General features: G+C 51.1%; 13 protein-coding genes, 1 CRISPR repeat array and 1 riboswitch. Of the genes, 4 read left to right on the top strand and 9 right to left on the bottom strand.

What is annotated here, in order from left to right:
- Positions 1-67 precede the first annotated feature (67 nt).
- The gene (locus DKB62_RS06330; protein WP_095629585.1) at positions 68-1213 is read right to left on the bottom strand and encodes an acyl-CoA dehydrogenase; all 1146 of its coding nucleotides are present in this window, start codon (positions 1211-1213) and stop codon (positions 68-70) included.
- Between the two features lie 110 nt (positions 1214-1323).
- Positions 1324-2106, bottom strand: coding sequence for a short-chain-enoyl-CoA hydratase (locus DKB62_RS06335; protein ID WP_087478730.1), 783 nt, complete (start codon positions 2104-2106; stop codon positions 1324-1326).
- Positions 2107-2407: 301 nt separating this feature from the next.
- Between DKB62_RS06335 and DKB62_RS06340 the strand changes: the two genes are divergently transcribed.
- Positions 2408-3871 carry a hypothetical protein gene (locus tag DKB62_RS06340; protein ID WP_107196067.1) on the top strand — a complete coding sequence of 488 codons (1464 nt, stop codon included), beginning with the start codon at positions 2408-2410 and terminating at the stop codon, positions 3869-3871.
- Positions 3872-3946: 75 nt separating this feature from the next.
- Here the strand turns inward: DKB62_RS06340 and DKB62_RS06345 are convergent, their stop codons facing one another.
- Both DKB62_RS06345 and DKB62_RS06350 read right to left on the bottom strand, forming a co-directional pair.
- The gene (locus tag DKB62_RS06345; protein WP_107196066.1) at positions 3947-4957 is read right to left on the bottom strand and encodes a sirohydrochlorin cobaltochelatase; all 1011 of its coding nucleotides are present in this window, start codon (positions 4955-4957) and stop codon (positions 3947-3949) included.
- A gap of 146 nt (positions 4958-5103) precedes the next feature.
- Positions 5104-5283, bottom strand: a riboswitch (cobalamin riboswitch).
- A 43-nt stretch (positions 5284-5326) separates the two neighbouring features.
- Positions 5327-6226: a PPK2 family polyphosphate kinase gene (locus DKB62_RS06350; protein WP_107196065.1), complete on the bottom strand. Its 900-nt coding sequence runs from the start codon at positions 6224-6226 to the stop codon at positions 5327-5329.
- A 288-nt stretch (positions 6227-6514) separates the two neighbouring features.
- Between DKB62_RS06350 and DKB62_RS06355 the strand changes: the two genes are divergently transcribed.
- From DKB62_RS06355 to DKB62_RS06365, 3 genes are all read left to right on the top strand, one after another.
- Positions 6515-7222, top strand: coding sequence for a GntR family transcriptional regulator (locus DKB62_RS06355; protein WP_107196064.1), 708 nt, complete (start codon positions 6515-6517; stop codon positions 7220-7222).
- Between the two features lie 285 nt (positions 7223-7507).
- Positions 7508-8440, top strand: coding sequence for a bile acid:sodium symporter family protein (locus DKB62_RS06360; protein WP_107196063.1), 933 nt, complete (start codon positions 7508-7510; stop codon positions 8438-8440).
- A gap of 58 nt (positions 8441-8498) precedes the next feature.
- The gene (locus tag DKB62_RS06365; RefSeq protein WP_107196062.1) at positions 8499-9911 is read left to right on the top strand and encodes an FAD-binding oxidoreductase; all 1413 of its coding nucleotides are present in this window, start codon (positions 8499-8501) and stop codon (positions 9909-9911) included.
- Positions 9912-10016: 105 nt separating this feature from the next.
- Here DKB62_RS06365 and DKB62_RS06370 read toward each other — a convergent pair whose 3' ends face one another.
- From DKB62_RS06370 to DKB62_RS06390, 5 genes are all read right to left on the bottom strand, one after another.
- Positions 10017-10949: an AEC family transporter gene (locus DKB62_RS06370; RefSeq protein ID WP_107196061.1), complete on the bottom strand. Its 933-nt coding sequence runs from the start codon at positions 10947-10949 to the stop codon at positions 10017-10019.
- A 345-nt stretch (positions 10950-11294) separates the two neighbouring features.
- Complete coding sequence (locus tag DKB62_RS06375) at positions 11295-12602, bottom strand: amidohydrolase (RefSeq protein ID WP_107196060.1); 1308 nt, start codon at positions 12600-12602, stop codon at positions 11295-11297.
- Between the two features lie 33 nt (positions 12603-12635).
- Positions 12636-13937, bottom strand: coding sequence for a DUF3100 domain-containing protein (locus DKB62_RS06380; RefSeq protein ID WP_107196059.1), 1302 nt, complete (start codon positions 13935-13937; stop codon positions 12636-12638).
- A gap of 135 nt (positions 13938-14072) precedes the next feature.
- The gene (locus DKB62_RS06385) at positions 14073-15149 is read right to left on the bottom strand and encodes an IS30 family transposase (RefSeq protein WP_115759887.1); all 1077 of its coding nucleotides are present in this window, start codon (positions 15147-15149) and stop codon (positions 14073-14075) included.
- A gap of 278 nt (positions 15150-15427) precedes the next feature.
- Positions 15428-16326: direct repeats of the CRISPR family, unit length 32 nt; unit sequence ATTTCAATCCACATCCTCACACGGAGGATGAC.
- 295 nt (positions 16327-16621) lie between these two features.
- Positions 16622-17836 carry an ATP-binding protein gene (locus tag DKB62_RS06390; RefSeq protein ID WP_095629593.1) on the bottom strand — a complete coding sequence of 405 codons (1215 nt, stop codon included), beginning with the start codon at positions 17834-17836 and terminating at the stop codon, positions 16622-16624.
- Between the last annotated feature and the right edge of the window lie 275 nt (positions 17837-18111).

The raw sequence follows: 18111 nt of genomic DNA on the forward strand, positions 1-18111 counted from the left end.
CGATTTTTCTATAAGCGTTTTCGTACTCTACTATGTGAATGCGTATTTCTAAAGAGGTCCTGCCGAATTATTTCAGGATAGCGCCGGAAATAATCATCTGCTGTACCTGGTTCGTGCCTTCGTAGATCTGAGTGATCTTAGCGTCGCGCATGTACCGTTCTACCGGGTATTCGCGGGTGAAACCGTAGCCGCCGAAGACCTGTACGGCGTCCGTCGTAACCTGCATCGCGATGTCGGAAGCGTATTTCTTAGCAATAGCCGCGTCCATGGAGTAGGACTTCACGTCGGGCTGGCCCATCTTCCAGGCTGCTTTGTATACGGCGAGGCGAGCCGTTTCGATCTTGAGCTTCATGTCAGCGAGCATGAAGGCGATAGCCTGCTTCGTAGCGATGGGTTTGCCGAACTGAACGCGTTCTTTCGCGTATTTAACAGCTTCGTTGTATGCGCCTTCGGCGATGCCGAGAGCCTGTGCGCCGACGCCTACGCGGCCGCCGTCGAGGGTCATCATCGCAATCTTGAAGCCTTCGCCTTCTTTGCCGAGGAGGTTGGCTGCCGGAACTTTAACGTTCTGGAATACGAGTTCGCGCTGTACGGAAGCGCGGATACCCATTTTGACTTCCTGTTTGCCGTAGGTGAAGCCTTCCATGCCTTTTTCAACGATGAACGCGCTCATGCCCTTCGCGCCCTTGGATTTATCCGTAGCTGCAAATACGATGGTTACGTCGGCTTCGCCGCCGTTGGTGTTGAAGACCTTGGATCCGTTGAGGATGTAGTAGTCGCCTTCCTTAACAGCCGTGGAGGAACCGTTGAGGGCATCCGTGCCGGCGTTGGGTTCGGTCAGGCCGAAAGCGCCGAGTTTCGTGCCTTCTGCCAGGGGTTTCAAATATTTTTCCTTCTGTTCTGCCGTGCCGAACTTCCAGATAGGCCAGGAGCAGAGCATGGTGTGAACTTCGAAGCTCAGGGCGATGGAGGGGTCAACTTTGGCAACTTCTTCGCAGGCAACGGCCAGGCTGAGGAAGTCGGCGCCAACGCCGCCATTTTCTTCTTCCCAGGGAATGCCGAGGAGGCCGAGGGTGCCCATTTCATCGAGGATAGCGCGGTCGAAGATTTCCTTTTCGTCGCGTTCTTTTACGGTCGGAGCCAAGCGTTTTGTAGCAAAATCTTTGGCGAGATTGGCAATGTCTTGCTGCATTTCTGTGAGTTTAAAATCCATGAGTAATATTCCTCCTAAAAATATTTCCTAATACATACTATAGGTTATTAAGAAAGGCGTCACGATACATGACGCCTTTTTTAACCGATGCAGGTCAGGCAGACAGTCTATTATTTGTCTGTGAAGTTTGCTTTGCGTTTTTCAACGAAAGCAGCCATGCCTTCCTTCTGGTCTTCCGTAGCAAAGCAGAGGCCGAATACTTCGTCTTCATAGGCGATACCGGTAATAACGTCGCAGTTGATGCCGCGGTTGATAGCTGCTTTAGCAAGCTGTACGGCGATTTTAGCGTTGGAAGCGATCTTCTTAGCCGTCTTTTTAGCTTCGTCCATGAGCTGTTCCTGAGGAACGACTTTATTTACGAGGCCGATGCGGTATGCTTCCTGAGCGTCGATCATCTGAGCCGTGAAGATCAGTTCTTTGCCGTAGCCGCGGCCAACGACACGGGGAAGGCGCTGCGTGCCGCCGAAACCGGGAGTAATGCCGAGGCCGACTTCGGGCTGGCCGAATTTAGCGTTGTCGGAAGCATAGCGGAAATCGCAAGCGCAGGCGAGTTCGCAGCCGCCGCCGAGAGCGTAGCCGTTTACAGCGGCGATAACCGGCTGGGGAAGATTTTCAATACGAGTAAACGTATCCTGAGCGATCTTGCCGAAGTGACGGCCTTCTACGGCGTTCTTCGTGGACATTTCGACGATATCTGCGCCGGCTACGAAGGATTTAGCGCCGCCGCCGGTAACGATGAGGACTTTAACTTCCGCGTCGTTTTCGATTTTGCCGACGCAGTCATTCAGTTCCATAACCGTTTCTGTATTCAAGGCGTTGAGAGCCTTCGGACGATTAATCGTCAAGATACCGATGCCGTCTTCTTTTGTAAATTCAATGTTCTGATAAGCCATTTTGAATAAACCTCCTTGGGAGAAATAATAAATTGGCCGAGCAGCGTTTTGCTTCCGCTTGACTTTGTGCTTTAAGTATACAAACTTTCCCGACGAAATGAAACAGGACGGTTTGGCATAAATTCGCACGCATTTCCAGTCTATAACATTCCTTTGCCTTCTTTTTGACTTTTTTTCTTCCTTCGTGAAATCCTTTTGCCACCCCATATATGCTGTGCTATAATGATGATACATTATTCAGACGGGCATTGGCCATTTTTTGCATTTTTAGGCAAACGAACGAAAAAGGAGGGATTCCACGATGATTTCAGACGGCTACGCATCGACGTTAAAGAGGCTGATTACGTTTACGCAGGCGAAATTTATTTCCCTCGCCGATATCGTAGGCTACGACGTATCGTACGTCAACAAGTGGAGCAACGGCACAAAGTTGCCTTCGTCCCGGTATGTAGAACGCATCAACGAAGAAATGGGCAATTATTTTGCCGAATTAATCGTAAAACAGAAAAAAGAAGAAAAATTTTATAAAACCTTCCCCATTTCCTGTGAAGTCAAGGATTTGGGCTTTGAAATCAGTCAATATCTCTGCGCCGCCTACCGATCGACGCTGCACCAGAACCACGCGACAAAGGTAAAGGAAAACCGCCCGTCCATTCAGGTCATTACGGGCCACCACGACACGGCGGCCTTCCTGGCCGACCTGCTGCAGAAGGGCGTCCAGAACCTCGAAAACGACGGCGAGCTCCTCATCCTCGGCGAATTCTGCACCTTGTACCAGGCCGGTTTTTGGAAATACTTCGATTCGATTCAGCTGGACTCGGTGAAGCTAACCATCCGCGTGGGACTGGACATGGACAAGCTGGAGCAGAACCCTGAATACGTGCAGCAGCTGTATAAGATGATCAACCGCTTTTTGGACTTCGATTTCGTCTTCTACGACTTCTGCGACATTCAAAACGCCAACCTCATCATCCTGCGCGGCGCCTTCGCCGTCCAGTACGCCATGTCCAACAATCCGCCCCGGTTCACCATGTGCACGTACATCTTCGACGAATCGACGGTTTGGGACATTTATGAAAAATTCAGCTTTACAGGCACGGAAAAGGAGCCTCTCATTTCCGTCAGCAGCTCTCTCGGCATGGACGAAATGGGCTACCGCACGGCATTCTACGCAGCGAACAGCTTTTTCTTCTTCCTGACGAACGGCTTCGAATTCCTGCTGCCTCACGAAGTCTTTGAAAGTATTATCCGCCAAGTGTCGCCGGAGCAGGCCTTCTCGGTCCAGCGCCTCTGCGTCACGTGGGAAGAAATCGTCAACGCGGCGGAAATCGAATTCATTACGACGACGTCGTCCCTCATGCGGTATTTAGAAACAGGGTACATCTACCTGACCGACGTGGAATACTCCCTGACGGCGGAAGAACGGAAGGAACACATTCAGACCGTACTGGAAACGATGCAGGTCAACCCGCACATCGTCATCGGCGTGCTGCCCTCCTTCGGCGGCGATTCGACGTACAAGGGTGAAAACGTGTCCTTCTACTCCAACTATAAGACGGGCTTCCTGAAAAAGAATAAGAAATACATCCACAATCAGGCCAGCCCCTTTTACCTCATCGTCAACCGCCGGCTCCACTCTATCTTCCTCAAGTATTTCCAGGGCTTAAAGGACTTGAACGTATACCATCAGTATACGCTGGAGCAGCTGAACCAAAAATACGACCAGTACAAGCCCCTCATCGAGCGAACGCTATCCTTAAAATAACGATAACCGTATGTAAAAGCGGCATCGGGAACGCATACCCGATGCCGCTTTTTGCATGCCTAAATCAATATTATATTATTTCGCAGGTTCTTCCAGCGCATCCCAGGCCTCGTCAGCCCGCTCCACGAACAACTGCCGGACGGCTTCGTTTTCACCTAAGCCGTGAATATACGGCGTGACGGCAAAGCCCGCCTGTTCCAGTATGCTTTTATGAGAATCGGCTTCGTCCCCGGCCATGTCGTTGTTGGCATGGTCGCCGGCGACGACCATCATAGGCATGATAGTCACATGCTCGATACCCTTAGCCTTCAGCATCGGAATGACCGTATCCAGGTGAGGCCAGCCTTCGACGGAATAGACGAAGACCTTCCCCAGGCAGGCCGCGTCAAAGCGGCTCTGCAGGACGGAATAATAGGCGTTGGCCGGATGGGGCGTGCCGTGGGCCATGACCAGGACGGCGTCGGTCTCGCCTAACGGCGGGAACTGCGTCGCTATGGCCTGCACGAATTCGGCCACGTCGTCGCGCTGGTTTTCCTGGCCCATCCAGTACAGGACGGGCGTGCCCAAGGTCATCTTTTTAAACTGGCCCTTGTACATATCGAACAAGGCGGCGTTGTAATCGTACTCTATGCCGGGAATGACGTTGAGCGTCGTCACGGCGACGCGCGTATAGCCTTCGGCCTTCAGCTGTTCCAGGGCCTGCTCCGGCGTAGGAATCCGCAGGCCTTCGTTTTTTTGAATGCGGTCGATAATGATGTGGGACGTAAAGGCCGAGACGACCTTCGTATCGGGATGGGCGGCCTGAATTTCCGCTACGGTCTTATCGATCGTCGCCGCCCTGTTTTCCGCGTACGTCGTGCCGAAGCTCAATACGAGGATAGCGTCTTTATTTTCCGCCTCCTTCATGGCCGGATTGTCGTATGACCGGACGCCGATCTGCGCCGCCTGACGCAGGGCCGGCGTAGCGTTCTTTACCTCCCGATTCAGGGTATAGCCGGCCGAGCTGGCCGGAAGGGCGCCGACCGCGCCGATTGAAATGCCAAGTACTGCCATTGTCACAACCTTCTTCCATCGTTCCTTCTTCATACTATCACTCCTATGTCCGTTGATGATTACATACTGCCGTCACCACCCAACGCATAGGCATATATAAAATGCCGCACGAATCCCGTGCGGCATAGTCATAGCGTCATATACGCATTCAATCTCCATCCCCATCGCTCGCAGGTCTGTCGGTGATTATCAGTCAGGCAGTTCTTCTGGCTCGGATTCATCGCTCCGCTGCGCCTTCCCATGCCTATGGGGCACAGTGACATCATGCAGCATAGCTCATCCTTACAGCGGCGGGACCGCGCCGGCCTTTCACCGGTCTTCTCTATTAAGTCTGCGACACCTGACCTGCAATATGTAATTTCATTTACTATAGCATGACATATATCCCTATGTCAAAGACTTTTATTTCATGCTTTCTTTGATGGATTTCAAGTCTTCAATGTCGATGTTTTTCAAAATCTTGCGGAACTGCTCCAGCTGGCTTTCTACCTCCGCCGACAGCTTGGGGAAATCAGGATTGATTTCCCGCAGCGATTTCAGGACGATCTGAGCCACGACGTACCGCGTATACCACTTGTTGTCCGCCGGTACGACATACCACGGCGCGTAGTTCTTCGTCGTCGCCGAGATGACCTCGCTGTACACCTTCTGATAGCGGTTCCAGTACTGCCGTTCTTCGATATCGGACATGGAAAACTTCCAGTTCTTCTGCTTGGTCACGATGCGGTCGATGAGGCGCTTTTTCTGCTCGGCCTTCGACACGTGGAGAAAAATCTTGATGACCGGGAACCCATTTTCCGTCAGGTATTTTTCCCAGTCGCAAATCTGGCGGTACCGCTTCTTCCAGATGCCGTCGCTGATCAGCTCTTCCGGCAGGCCGTCGCTTTCAATCAAGTTGTGAATGCGTGCTATGACGACGTCCTCGTAGTGAGAGCGGTTGAATATGCCGATTTCGCCGCGGCTGGGCAGGGCCTTGTTGACGCGCCACATGTAGTCGTGTTCCTTTTCTTCCGTGCTGGGCTGCTTGAAGCTGTGAACGTGGACCGCCGCCGGGTTCAGGCGGGCGAACACGTGCTTGATCGTGCCGTCCTTGCCGGCCGCATCCATGGCCTGCAGCACGATCAAAATGCCGTACTGGCCTTCGGCAAACAGCTTTTCCTGCCACTGCTTCATTTCTTCAATGGCCTGGGGCATGAGCTCCGTCTTGACCTTTTCCTTATCTATGTCGACGTCGCAGACTGTAGAAAACTTGCTCAAATCAATTTTTTCGCCTTCCTTGGCTAAATATCTCTTGATGTCCATACCTAACCTGCCTTCCCCCTCTCCCGAAGGAACTATATCATTTATTTATATTGTACATCGTATCATGAATTTTATAAATAATAAAAAAACATATTTACCATTACAAATTCACATTAAAAATCTTCATCTATCCCGAAACTGCCGGCCATAAGCCGTCTGCCGCGTCGTGTCTCCCCGTCCGGGCCGGCGCGGCGCTCCTTGCAGATTTTGAAAGTCCCCGTCCCTACACATTGCCGGAAGTCCTGCTATAATAAAGCTGTACAATGGCTCTGGACAGGAGGTACCCGGATGGACAAGATGTCGATAGAATTACTCCAGCAACAAAACCCGTTCATGTCGCTGAACGACATTACCTACACGATTCTGCTTCAAGAAATCGTATGCTTCCGCATCCCTCCCGGCAGCTGGATTAACGAAAACGCCATTGCCAAGCAGCTGGGCATCAGCCGGTCGCCCATGAAATACGCCCTGAGCCGGTTGGAAAAGGAAGGCTACGTCAAAAAATCCCATAAGTACAGCGTGACGGGCTTTTCCATCAAAGAGTACACCGACTTAAAGGAGCTGTGCTTTCTCTTGGAATCGTACGCCGCCGGCCGGGCCGCCGTCGCCGCGACGGATACTCAGCTAGAAGAGCTGCGCGAGTTGGCACACCAGATGAACGACATATGCTGCCGCGCAGACGAAACGCCTCGCGACATCCTGTCACGGACGATCATGGATCTGGAATACCAATTCCACCTGAAGCTCGTCCTATTCGCTGATTCGCCTTTATTGTCCGACCTGTACGAGCAAATCAAGTTCAAGCTGTTCCGCTACCGCAGCTACATGATTTACAATCCGCCCGAAGGGTATTACGACATCATCGCCACGGATCACCTGGTCATCTGCGACGTCCTGGCCCTGCACGACCGCCAGCTGGCCGAATCTATCCTGCGCCGCCACCTGAATTTCTTTAACACCCACTTCCTTAAATTATTTCACCTAAACAGTTTATAAATATCATATTTCAAAAGCAAAAAGCATTGTTCGTAATTAAATTTACGGCAATGCTTTTATTTTTTGTTTCACATTCCAGTCATTTTACCGCCTTCGGCTGAATAATTCCCTCGTTTTTCCGGCCTTTTGTACAAATTTTGACACATTCGGAAGGATAGGATATTCTACAATTAACTAAAACGCATTTATAATATGCATTTAAAATATGTTATAAATGGAACGTGTTCGTTTTATCAAAGCCGATTGCACAAAGCAGATTCTTTTACAAGCGGAGGTGTTTAGGTCATGGCTGGTTTATTAAAATTTATTTCCTTTTTTACCAAATACGTCACGTTGTGGGTCATCCTCTGCGCCGTATTTGCCTACTTCTATCCCGAGCCGCTGAAGCCTTACGGCAGCTGGATTTCCTATTTTTTAGGCATTATCATGCTCAGCATGGGCCTGTCCATGTCACCCAACGACTTTAAGCTCATCTTCTCCCGACCGAAGGACGTCATCATCGGCGTCGTCACCTTGTACGTCTTTATGCCCCTCGTCGGGCTCGGCATCGGCACCTTCCTCAACCTCTCGCCTATGCTCCTCGTCGGCTTCGTCCTCCTCGGCTGCTGCCCTACGGGCACGTCGTCCAACGTCATGACCTTCCTGGCAAAGGGCGATAAGGCCTTGTCCGTCACCATTTCCAGCATCAGCACCATCGTCGCCCCCTTTATCATGCCCGTGCTGCTCCTGTTTTACGTAAAGCAGTACGTAGATATCGACGCCGTGGGGTTATTCATCAGCATCATTCAGATTATCATCATCCCTATCGTCTTAGGGCTTATTGTCAATAAGGTCTGCAAAAAACAGATGCCGGTCATTCAGAAGATCGTCCCCTTATTTACGGTACTGGCCCTGCTGGGCATCATCCTCGTCGTCGTAGCCCTGAACGTCGAACGGCTGCAGACCGTGGCCCTGATGGCCGCCGTCGCCATGATCCTCTACACCGTCATCGGCCTGATCGTCGGCTTTTCCGTATCCCGCCTCCTGCGCATGCCCCAGGCTAAGGGCAAGGCCATGACCTTCGTCATCGGCGTGCAGAACACGGCCTTAGCCGTAACGCTGGGCATTACGTACTTCGATCCCCTGGCCGCCATCCCCGGAGCCATCGGCGTCGTCTTTACGACGGTATTCTGTTCGTTTATCGCCTCTCTCTGGGGCAACCGGACCGTCGAAGAATAAGGCATTATCAGCATATCCTGTTTATTTTTAATCACTTGCAGAAGGAGCGTGTCATCGTATGTCAACATTCAACAAAGTAACGGACGAATTAGTACAGGAACTGAAAAGCGTATTAGGCGAAAAGGGCGTCACTGTCGACCCGGAAAAATTAGACGTCTACAAAACGGACGAAGAAGGTAACTCCTATTGGTTCCACACGCCGGAAGTCGTCGTCTTCCCCGAAACGACGGAACAAGTAGCGGAAGTCGTAAAGCTCGCCAATAAATACCTCGTACCGATTACGCCCCGCGCAGCTGGCTCCGGCGTCGCCTGCGGCGCCATCCCCGTCCACGGCGGCATGGTCATGGAACTGGACCGCATGGACAAAATCCTGAAAATTGATACGGACAACATGTACGCCGTCGTCCAGACCGGCGTCCGCACCAGCGTCATCCAAAAGACGGTCAACGAATACGGCCTGCTCTACGCCGGCGACCCCTGCAGCGCCGACAGCTGCCAGATCGGCGGCAACGTCGCGACCAACGCCGGCGGCAACAAGGCCGTCAAATACGGCACGACGCGCAACCAGATTTACGGCATGAAGGTCGTCACGCCGACAGGCGACATCGTCGACGTCGGCGCGCGCCTGCAGAAATGCTCCACAGGCTACTGCCTGGAACAGCTCATCTGCGGCTCCGAAGGCACCCTGGGCATCGTAACGGAAGTCACGCTGAAGCTCCGTCCCCTGCCGCCGTATAAATTCGACCTCGTCGCCATCTTCAAGGAAGATGAAAAGGGATTCGCCCTGCCCAACAAGATCCTCAAGGCCGGCCTCGAACCGACGAGCATCGAATACATGGACAACAAGGCCCTGTCCATGTGCAGCAAGTTCTGCAAGGTATCCCTGCCCCACGTCGACGAAGGCTGCTGCTACGTCATCATTACGGTAGAAACGTTCGACGAAGACGAACTGGACAAGAAGATGGAAAAACTGAGCGATTTGTGCGACGCCATGGGCGCCGTCGACGTCATCCAGGCCGACGACCGCATCTGGGGATGCCGCCGTCAATTCGCCGAAGCGGCCCGCGACATCGACATCATGTTCGTCGCCGAAGACTTCGTCGTTCCCCTCGAACACATCGCCGAAATCACCTCCAAGATTCCGGGATTGGAAGAAAAACACGGCATTTACAGCGTAACGTCGGCTCATATCGGCGACGGCAACATCCACGTCCTGCCGCTGAACGTCGACAAGCTGTCTCCTATCGAATGGATGGAAAAGATGGAAGGCTTCCATAAAGACCTGTTCGACGAAGTATACGCCTTAGGCGGCAAGATGTCCGGCGAACACGGCATCGGCTACAAGAAGCTCCACGACTTCAAGCGCTGCACGCCTCCCGGCGAATACAAGATGATCTGCGCCATCAAGAAGGCCCTCGACCCCAACAACATCCTCAACCCGTCGAAGATCATCAACGTCGACGACCAATAATTCCGCATTTTCTCCTATGATTCCCATATTCAACTAAATCACCTTAATGAACGAAAGGCCCGCCGTCTTCATGGACGGAGGGCCTTTCGCCGCGCCGGGAAGCTTTCATATCCATTTGTCAAATACGAATAAAAGGGACGGCATCGTAAGGATAGACAAGATCGTCGACAAGACGCACAGCTCGGCCGAATACACCGGGTCCTTGTCGTATAAGGCGGCCATAGACGTGACGATGGCCGCCGTCGGCGTAATAGACGCTAAAAATATGGTCATGAGAATGTTCTTCCCGTCGTCGACAAAAGATGCCGCACCCAACAGGGCCAGGACGCTGGCCAGGACGACAGGATATACGATGAGCCGCAGGCCTACGGGCAGATAGGCACGAAGCTTGCCGAAGATTTCCTTCAAATCGCAGTCGGCAATAGCCATGCCCGTAATGAGCATGCCGACGGGACCGATCATAGAGCCGACGCTGCCCATAGTCTGGTCGATGAGGGGAGGCAGGGAAATATGCAGCAGAAAGAGGGCTGCGCCGAAGCATATGGCCAAGATATTGATGTTGCAGACGATGCTGCGGATATGGATTTCTCCTCGCCCGCAGAGCAGGCAGGAGCCGTGCGTCCATAGCAATATCAGCTGGACTACGGCGTAGGCGCAGGGATAAATGAGATACTCCGTCCCCAGCAGGGCTGTGACCAGGGGAAAGACCAGTATGCCCGCATTGGTATAAATCAAGGCCATTTGCTCGACAGCCTTCAGGCTAAAGATGGGACGGAAAGCCGCCGTGAGGAGGATGAACAAGGCGTGAACAGCGACGGCGGCACAAAAGGCGAAGAACAGCCCCCTGCGCACGGCCTCGCTCGGCTCTACCTGAAAGGAATGGATGATGACGCACGGCAGGATGAGATAGACCAGCAGGACAGACAAGGCCTTGCCGTCGGAGCTGCGCAGCTTGCCCGTCCGTATGAGGGCGAAGCCCATGAGCATGATGAGAAACAGCTTTACCGTTTCCTTTAGTAATATCAGACTGATTTCCACTGAAACTTCCTTCTTTCTCCATAGACGACGAAGCCAAGGAAGACCATATCCCCTATTTCATGGCGCTGTCGTTCGTCCTGTTCCATTATATGAACACTTTTATTTTTGTATAAGTTTATACTATTTTCCTTTCTTGTCAATGGAGTCTGATAACTTTACCGTATCATTTTTATATGACCAGTATGCTCATGATTTATATATCATACAGGTATCAGCGTCGCTTTCCTGCAGCAAAAAAACAGGCCGCCTTGCCGCGCGCGTTCGTACCGCGGCCACCGACGGCCTGTTTCGTCGGACAATTCCGTATATCGTTACGGCCCGATTACCTTTCGTTTAAAAATGCCGTTATTTTATGGACGCCATATACTCCAGATATTCTTCCTTCGTCATGAGGGGCTTGTAGCCGTCCAGCAGGTCTTCGATGCCCTGGGCGTCGCCGTAAAGCAAGTCGATGAGGACGCAGGCCAGCGCCTGGGGCGTCTTCGTGTACGCCGTCTTTTCTTCAAAGAGGGTGAAATCCACACTGTGCAGCGCGCCGTGGACGCAGCCGACCCAGGGATGGATAATCGGCATGAGGTGCGATACGTCGCCCATATCGGTGCTGCCCGTATCCTGAGGCGTATAGCGGATGTGCTCTGCGCCGAAGATGGACTGGCAGTTTTCTTCCAGCAGCTTCGTCAGTTTTGTATCCTGACGCATGGGCAGGTAGCCCGGCAGATTCTGAATTTCACAGGTCGCGCCGACGGCCATCGCCCCAGCCTGCAGGGCCCTGTCGACGCTGGCGTTATATTCCTTAATGGCCTCGACAGAGGCGGCGCGGACGTAGCTTTCCATCCGCACGTGATCGGGAACGACGTTTACCAAGTCGCCGCCGCTGGTGATGATGGGATGGAAGCGGACGTAATCTTCTTCGCGGAAGGTTTCGCGCAGGGCGTTGACGCCCATGAGGCCCAGCATGGCCGCGTTCAGGGCGTTAATGCCGTCGTGCGGAGCCGCCGCGGCGTGCGCCGCTTTGCCGTGGTATTCGACGAGCTTGCTGATGAAGCCGTCGCAGGGGCTGCCGAGCTGGATTTCGCCTTGCGGGTCGTCCGTCGTCGTGACGTGCATCTGCATCGCCGCGTCGATATCGTCGAAGCCGCCCTGGTAAATAATTTCTTCTTTGCCGCCGAAGAAATGAATTTTTCCCTTATTCCGCAGGGAATTTCTGTATTCGATTTCAATGCATTCTTCAGCAGGCACGGCGAATAAAACGACGTCGCCGCCCAAATATTTCATGGCGTCCGTATCGTGCAGGGCCATGGCGACGGCCATCAGGTTGGCCATCTGTACGTAGTGGCCGCAGCAGTGCGCCGCTCCTGTCGTTTCGTCGGCGCCGGGATGATTGCGGCAGACCAGGGCGTCCAGCTCGCCGAAGACGGCGACGGTGCGGTCCGATTTCGTCCCCTTCATGCGGCCTTTTACGCCGTTGATTCCCCAGCCGTCCGTATAGGAAATGCCCAATTCGTCGAAGGCTTTCTTTACCTTGGCCGACGTCTTATATTCCTTATAGCCCAATTCCGGTTCGGCGAAGATAGATTCGCCGAAGGCCTTTATGTCGTCGAAGCGCTTTTCAATGGCTTCGCACACCGCTTTTTTTAATTCTTCTTTTGTCATTCGCACACACCTTTTTTCATAAGATTTGCTTGCTTAGAATATGCCTTCCAGATGAAGGACGATTTCCGCCATAATCGTCGCGCCGAGGAACGAACCTGTCGCTACCATAAGCGCTACGGGAACGATACGCCAGGACAGGCGCTTAAAGGCCGGAATATCTTTGCCCAGCGACAAGCCGGCATAGGCCAGGATCGGCGTCGTCGCAGCCAGTACGCTGAACTTGCCCGTCGTCTGAGTAATCCAGGCTTCGCCGGGGAATCCGGGAATCGACACGATGACGGCGATGATAGATGCCCAGAACACGATAGGCAGCTTATTCAGGCCGGGAACATGGGCCAGCAGCACGCCGATAAGAGACAGGACGACAAAGACGATAGAGCTGATAGCCGAATCGGCAAAGTTGCCGCCGAAGCCGACGCAGTTGCCGACAGTGCAGAAAATACCGGTCAATACTAAAATGATGATCGTGTCGCGCATCATGTCGCCAAAGCTCTGCTTTTCCGCAGCCTTGGGAACGGCGTCGGCAACGACGTTTTCTTCCTGAACCGCTTCGACAGGAGCGTTTTTAGACCGTTTATCACCCGTAACCAGCTCATATACCTTAACCGTAACGGGCAGGGAAATGAACAGGGCGAAGTAAATACCCAAAATGGTCGTCATGAGGTTTGCCGCGCCGGCATAGGCCTGGATGCGCTGCGCTTCTTCCGGGAATACGGCGACCAGAGAGCCGATAGACGCGGCCATCATGCTGGCGCTGCCGATGCCGCCGCCCATCGCCAGGGCATAAGGATGGAAAAATCCCGTCCTGGCAATGATGCCGCTCAGAATAGAAATCCACAGCGCGCCGAACAAGGTACCGCAGATGTACATACCCATAACGCCGCGGCCTTCAGGAGAAAAAATACCGTATTTTTCAGCAATAATCGCTACGTTCGGTTCGCGGTCGATAGAATAGCAGGCGCCGATAGCTTCGCGGCCCATCTTCAAGGCCAGCGCCATGGGAAGGCCGAAGACGATCGTGCCGAAGAAGTGGCCTAATTCCTGCATGATCAACGCCCAGCCGGAATTCAGCAGCATGTGCAGGTTCGGCCCGATGCCGAGACCGATCTTTACGATCAGCACCAGCATGGCAATCGGCATGACCTTGCCGGCTACATCCATCATTTTTTCATTCATGACTCCAAGAGACGGATAACTGAGGATGCCGCCCATTACCAGTGCATACAACAGCGGTAAAAATACGACGAGACCGAAAGAATGAACGCCTATCAGTTCAGCAATAATGATGATAATGAACGCAAATAGGTGCACCTTCCAATTCCTAAGCAATTCCATAAAAAATCCCTCCTATAAATACATTTGTATGATTTTAATAATACCATACTTTCTCTTATTACCATAGGCTTTTTTTTGTATTTATACAGGAAATATTTTCCTGGTAAATTGCAAGTTGAATTTGAACAACCATAATCAGGAAACACACTCACTAGCATAAACTTCATCGAGGAATGCATCAAATAGCTCTGGCGGCGTATGGTAGCCCAAAACACGCCGTGGGCGCTGGTTCAGCGTATCTGCCATGTTCAGGATATCCTCATCAGAGAACCGCTCCATGGACATGCCCTTTGGGATGAAATCCCTCAGCAGGCCATTGTGGCGTTCGTTCTGAGCCCGCTCCCATGAGCTGTACGGATGTGTAAAGTATATCTTGGTATCGAGGTTCTCGAACTGCGATAAGTTCTCAAACTCTGGACCGTTATCGGCCGTCATCGTCTTAAAGATCTGGCTGAAGTACTCTGCGCCATATCGCTCCTGCAACTGTGCAAGAGCAGCTTCAACGCCGGCGCAGGTACGTCCAGGAATTCGGATAGCGATGTAGTTGCGCGTAACCTTTTCAACAGCGGTGAAGACTACTGCTTCACGACCTGCGCGCCGACCAACGACCGTATCCACTTCCCAGTGGCCCATCTCGGTACCATCATCGACGACGGCAGGACGTTCCTCAATGGAGCGACCCTTCATACGTTTGTTCTTACGCACCCATTTGCGGCGGCGTTTGTGCTTCAAGACCTGCGGTACCTCGAAGAGTGACAGTGGAAGTTTGTTAGCCCAAAGCATGTTGTAGAGCGTCTTGGTACAGGGAATCTGTTCCGGCGTAAATAGCTTATTTCGCCTAGCATAGCCAACGCAGGCATCCAGTGACCAGCGTTCTTGGCGGACTCGTTCCACCATCCATTGGATAAACAGCTCGCAGTCGTCATGATCGATTTTACAAGGCTTCCTGGAGTTCTTGCGATTCTCTGCATAAGCCTTCTGACCGCGCTTTGCCATATACTGAGGGGCACGACCGTGCTTGCTTTTCCGATCCGGCGTTCCACGCCGAAGTTCATAGAAAACAGTCGTATGAGCACATCCTACTGCAGCAGCGATGTTGCGAAGGGAAAGCCCCTGGCGATGCAGGGCCTGAATCATGCCACGTTCCTCCAAAGAAAGATGGCGGCCGGGTGTACGTACGTCCTCAATTGTGTTAGAATGGATGTGATCCATAGTGATTGCTCCTTTGTTGATGATTTCTCGCAAAACCATTTTAACATGAAGCTTCACTATGGATTTTTGTTTTTTGATTACCTGTTCAAATTCATTTTACAATTAACCGAAATATTTTCCTGACCCAATAGTATATATGCCCTTATATACATAATAAGTATATAAGGGCATATTATAAAATATACAAGCCGCAGTCATGGTACATACAAAAAATACAGGAACAGTCTTCGCACGGAGGGCGACACGTCAAAAACGGATATTGCTACTGCAGTTAGCTGATTTCAATCCACACCCTCACGTGGAGGGTGACCGGTGCAGCGATTTTTGCATCGACGACCTCATGAAATTTCAATCCACACCCTCACGCAGAGGGTGACGCCGGCGCCTCGTTTGAGAGCATGCATATGGCGCAATTTCAATCCACATCCTCACACGGAGGATGACAGGACGCGGCTGAAAAATACCGCCCCGACGATGCATTTCAATCCACATCCTCACACGGAGGATGACTTGATACGCATTAAGCCACCCACCATGCCAGAGGAATTTCAATCCACATCCTCACACGGAGGATGACCGACGTAGACTACGGTACTCGTGTCATCGGGTATCTATTTCAATCCACATCCTCACACGGAGGATGACGGCACCCCACCAATATCGGGACAGCCCCGTCTGTATTTCAATCCACATCCTCACACGGAGGATGACAAAACGATGTCAATAGCTTGTTGGACTCGTGGGATATTTCAATCCACATCCTCACACGGAGGATGACGTCGAAATGAAACGACGCCGGGGACGCAGCGGTAAATTTCAATCCACATCCTCACACGGAGGATGACACGAGCGGATCGGCGGCATGGAAGTTGATATGAACATTTCAATCCACATCCTCACACGGAGGATGACTATGTGTCTGGGGATTTGCCAACCAAATCATGCTATTTCAATCCACATCCTCACACGGAGGATGACACAGCTCTTGCCGTCTGGCACCCAGCGATTGAAGATTTCAATCCACATCCTCACACGGAGGATGACATAGATATAGACCAATGATAAGACATGCGGTAAAATTTCAATCCACATCCTCACACGGAGGATGACCTGTACGGTATCGCCACCGGCAACGCCGTTTGCACATTTCAATCCACATCCTCACACGGAGGATGACCGCTGCATTTGGTATATCTTATTCCGAAATACAGCATATATAGAACTTGATGCAACTTTATCCAGCTGATTTGCTGAAAATCGCTGTCTATTTCGACAACATGTTACTTGTTTGAGTGCGAATCTCTCCACGATATATCCGATACTTGCAATTCGCACTTACCCATGTATTAAAGTATATAATCTCATTCACTAACTGAATTATGCGATTTTCCGAGAATTGTTTCCGATACCATATCCCTAAGGGAACATAAAAGGGAAAATCTAATCCAGTAAACAGATAGCTCGGACAACGTCTATCTCCACTCTTTTTCCAGCAGGAAATCGCGAATATTTCGATGCTTGATGCCGTCCCGGCTCATGTCAAACTCATCCAGCGTAAGAACGTACTTAGGGTAATTGTCCCGAACTCGCTCATAAACGCCAAATTCTCGTTGAATCGTTTCCTCTGACGCCAACAAGTAGGCGACCTGGATATACAGCCGATTACCTTGCGATTCACAGATAAAATCAATTTCTTTATCGCCAACTTTACCTACGGTTACAACATACCCGCGGCGCAGCAGCTCCAAATAGACAATATTTTCCAATACCAAATTAATATCTCGCTGATTGCCGCCAAACACGGCCTCCCGCACACCATGGTCGGCCACATAGTATTTCTCGTTCACCGTAAGAATTTTCTTCCCCCGGAGATCCTGCCGCTTCACTTGATAGAACAAAAAGGCGTCAGTACAGGCTTTCAAATATCCTAAAACCGTTTCCGGCGATACGGACCGCCCTTCGCTCTTCAAATACTTAGAAATAGCTGTAGATGAAAAGGTAGTGCCGATGTTGGCCGTCACATAGGCAATAATCCTCTCCAGCATATCTACGTCGCGAACTTTATTGCGTTGAACAATATCTTTAAGCTCTACAGAGTTAAACAAATCCTGCAAGTACTGACGGCAAGCAGTTTCTTCATATCGCAGGTTGGCTAAATACGGCATTCCTCCAGCAGTGAGATAACGATTGAAACACGTCCTGACATCTGCTTCCGGGAAAATAGTACGGTACAGCTGAATGAATTCATCAAAAGAAAAGGGATAGATGACGAACTCCACATATCGCCCGGCTAAATATGTAGCCAGCTCGCCGGAAAGCAGCTTGGCATTAGAGCCTGTAATATAAATATCGCAGTCCAGCTCCACCCGAAAGGAATTGATACATGTTTCCCAATTCTGCACTTCTTGAATTTCATCAAAAAAGAGATATATCTTTCCTGAAATCTTAGCCGCTCTGCAGATGATTTCATCATGAAGGGCTTGAGCAGTACAAAGACTGGCATTGCTCATATTTTCAAAGTTAATAGATATAAACTGAGAAGGATCTACACCAGACGCCATTATCTCCTCCTGAATCAGTTCCAGCATAACAGACTTTCCACAGCGCCGAATACCCGTTAGTACTTTGACCAAATCGCTTCCAATAAACGGCCGAATACGGCTCATGTACGCCTCCCGCTTAATCATGCCTTTCCCCTCCCCTTCGATAGTAAAATTATAATAACACAGATATATATGATATTCAATTTATTTTCATCATTTTTAACAGTTACACTAGATAAAAATATAAATTATACAAAATATAACAGATATGGAGGAGCAATTAGCGGTGCTTAAATTTTTTATATCGTTTGCAACAAAACTCTCTATATACCCATGTATAATAAATTTTAATCTTAATTCATCCTATGTCTCAGTCTATTTAATATAGGTAAATTGCAAGTTGAATTTGAACAACCATA

The sequence above is a fragment of the Megasphaera stantonii genome (genome assembly GCF_003367905.1).
GTDB classification, from domain to species: Bacteria; Bacillota; Negativicutes; order Veillonellales; family Megasphaeraceae; genus Megasphaera; species Megasphaera stantonii.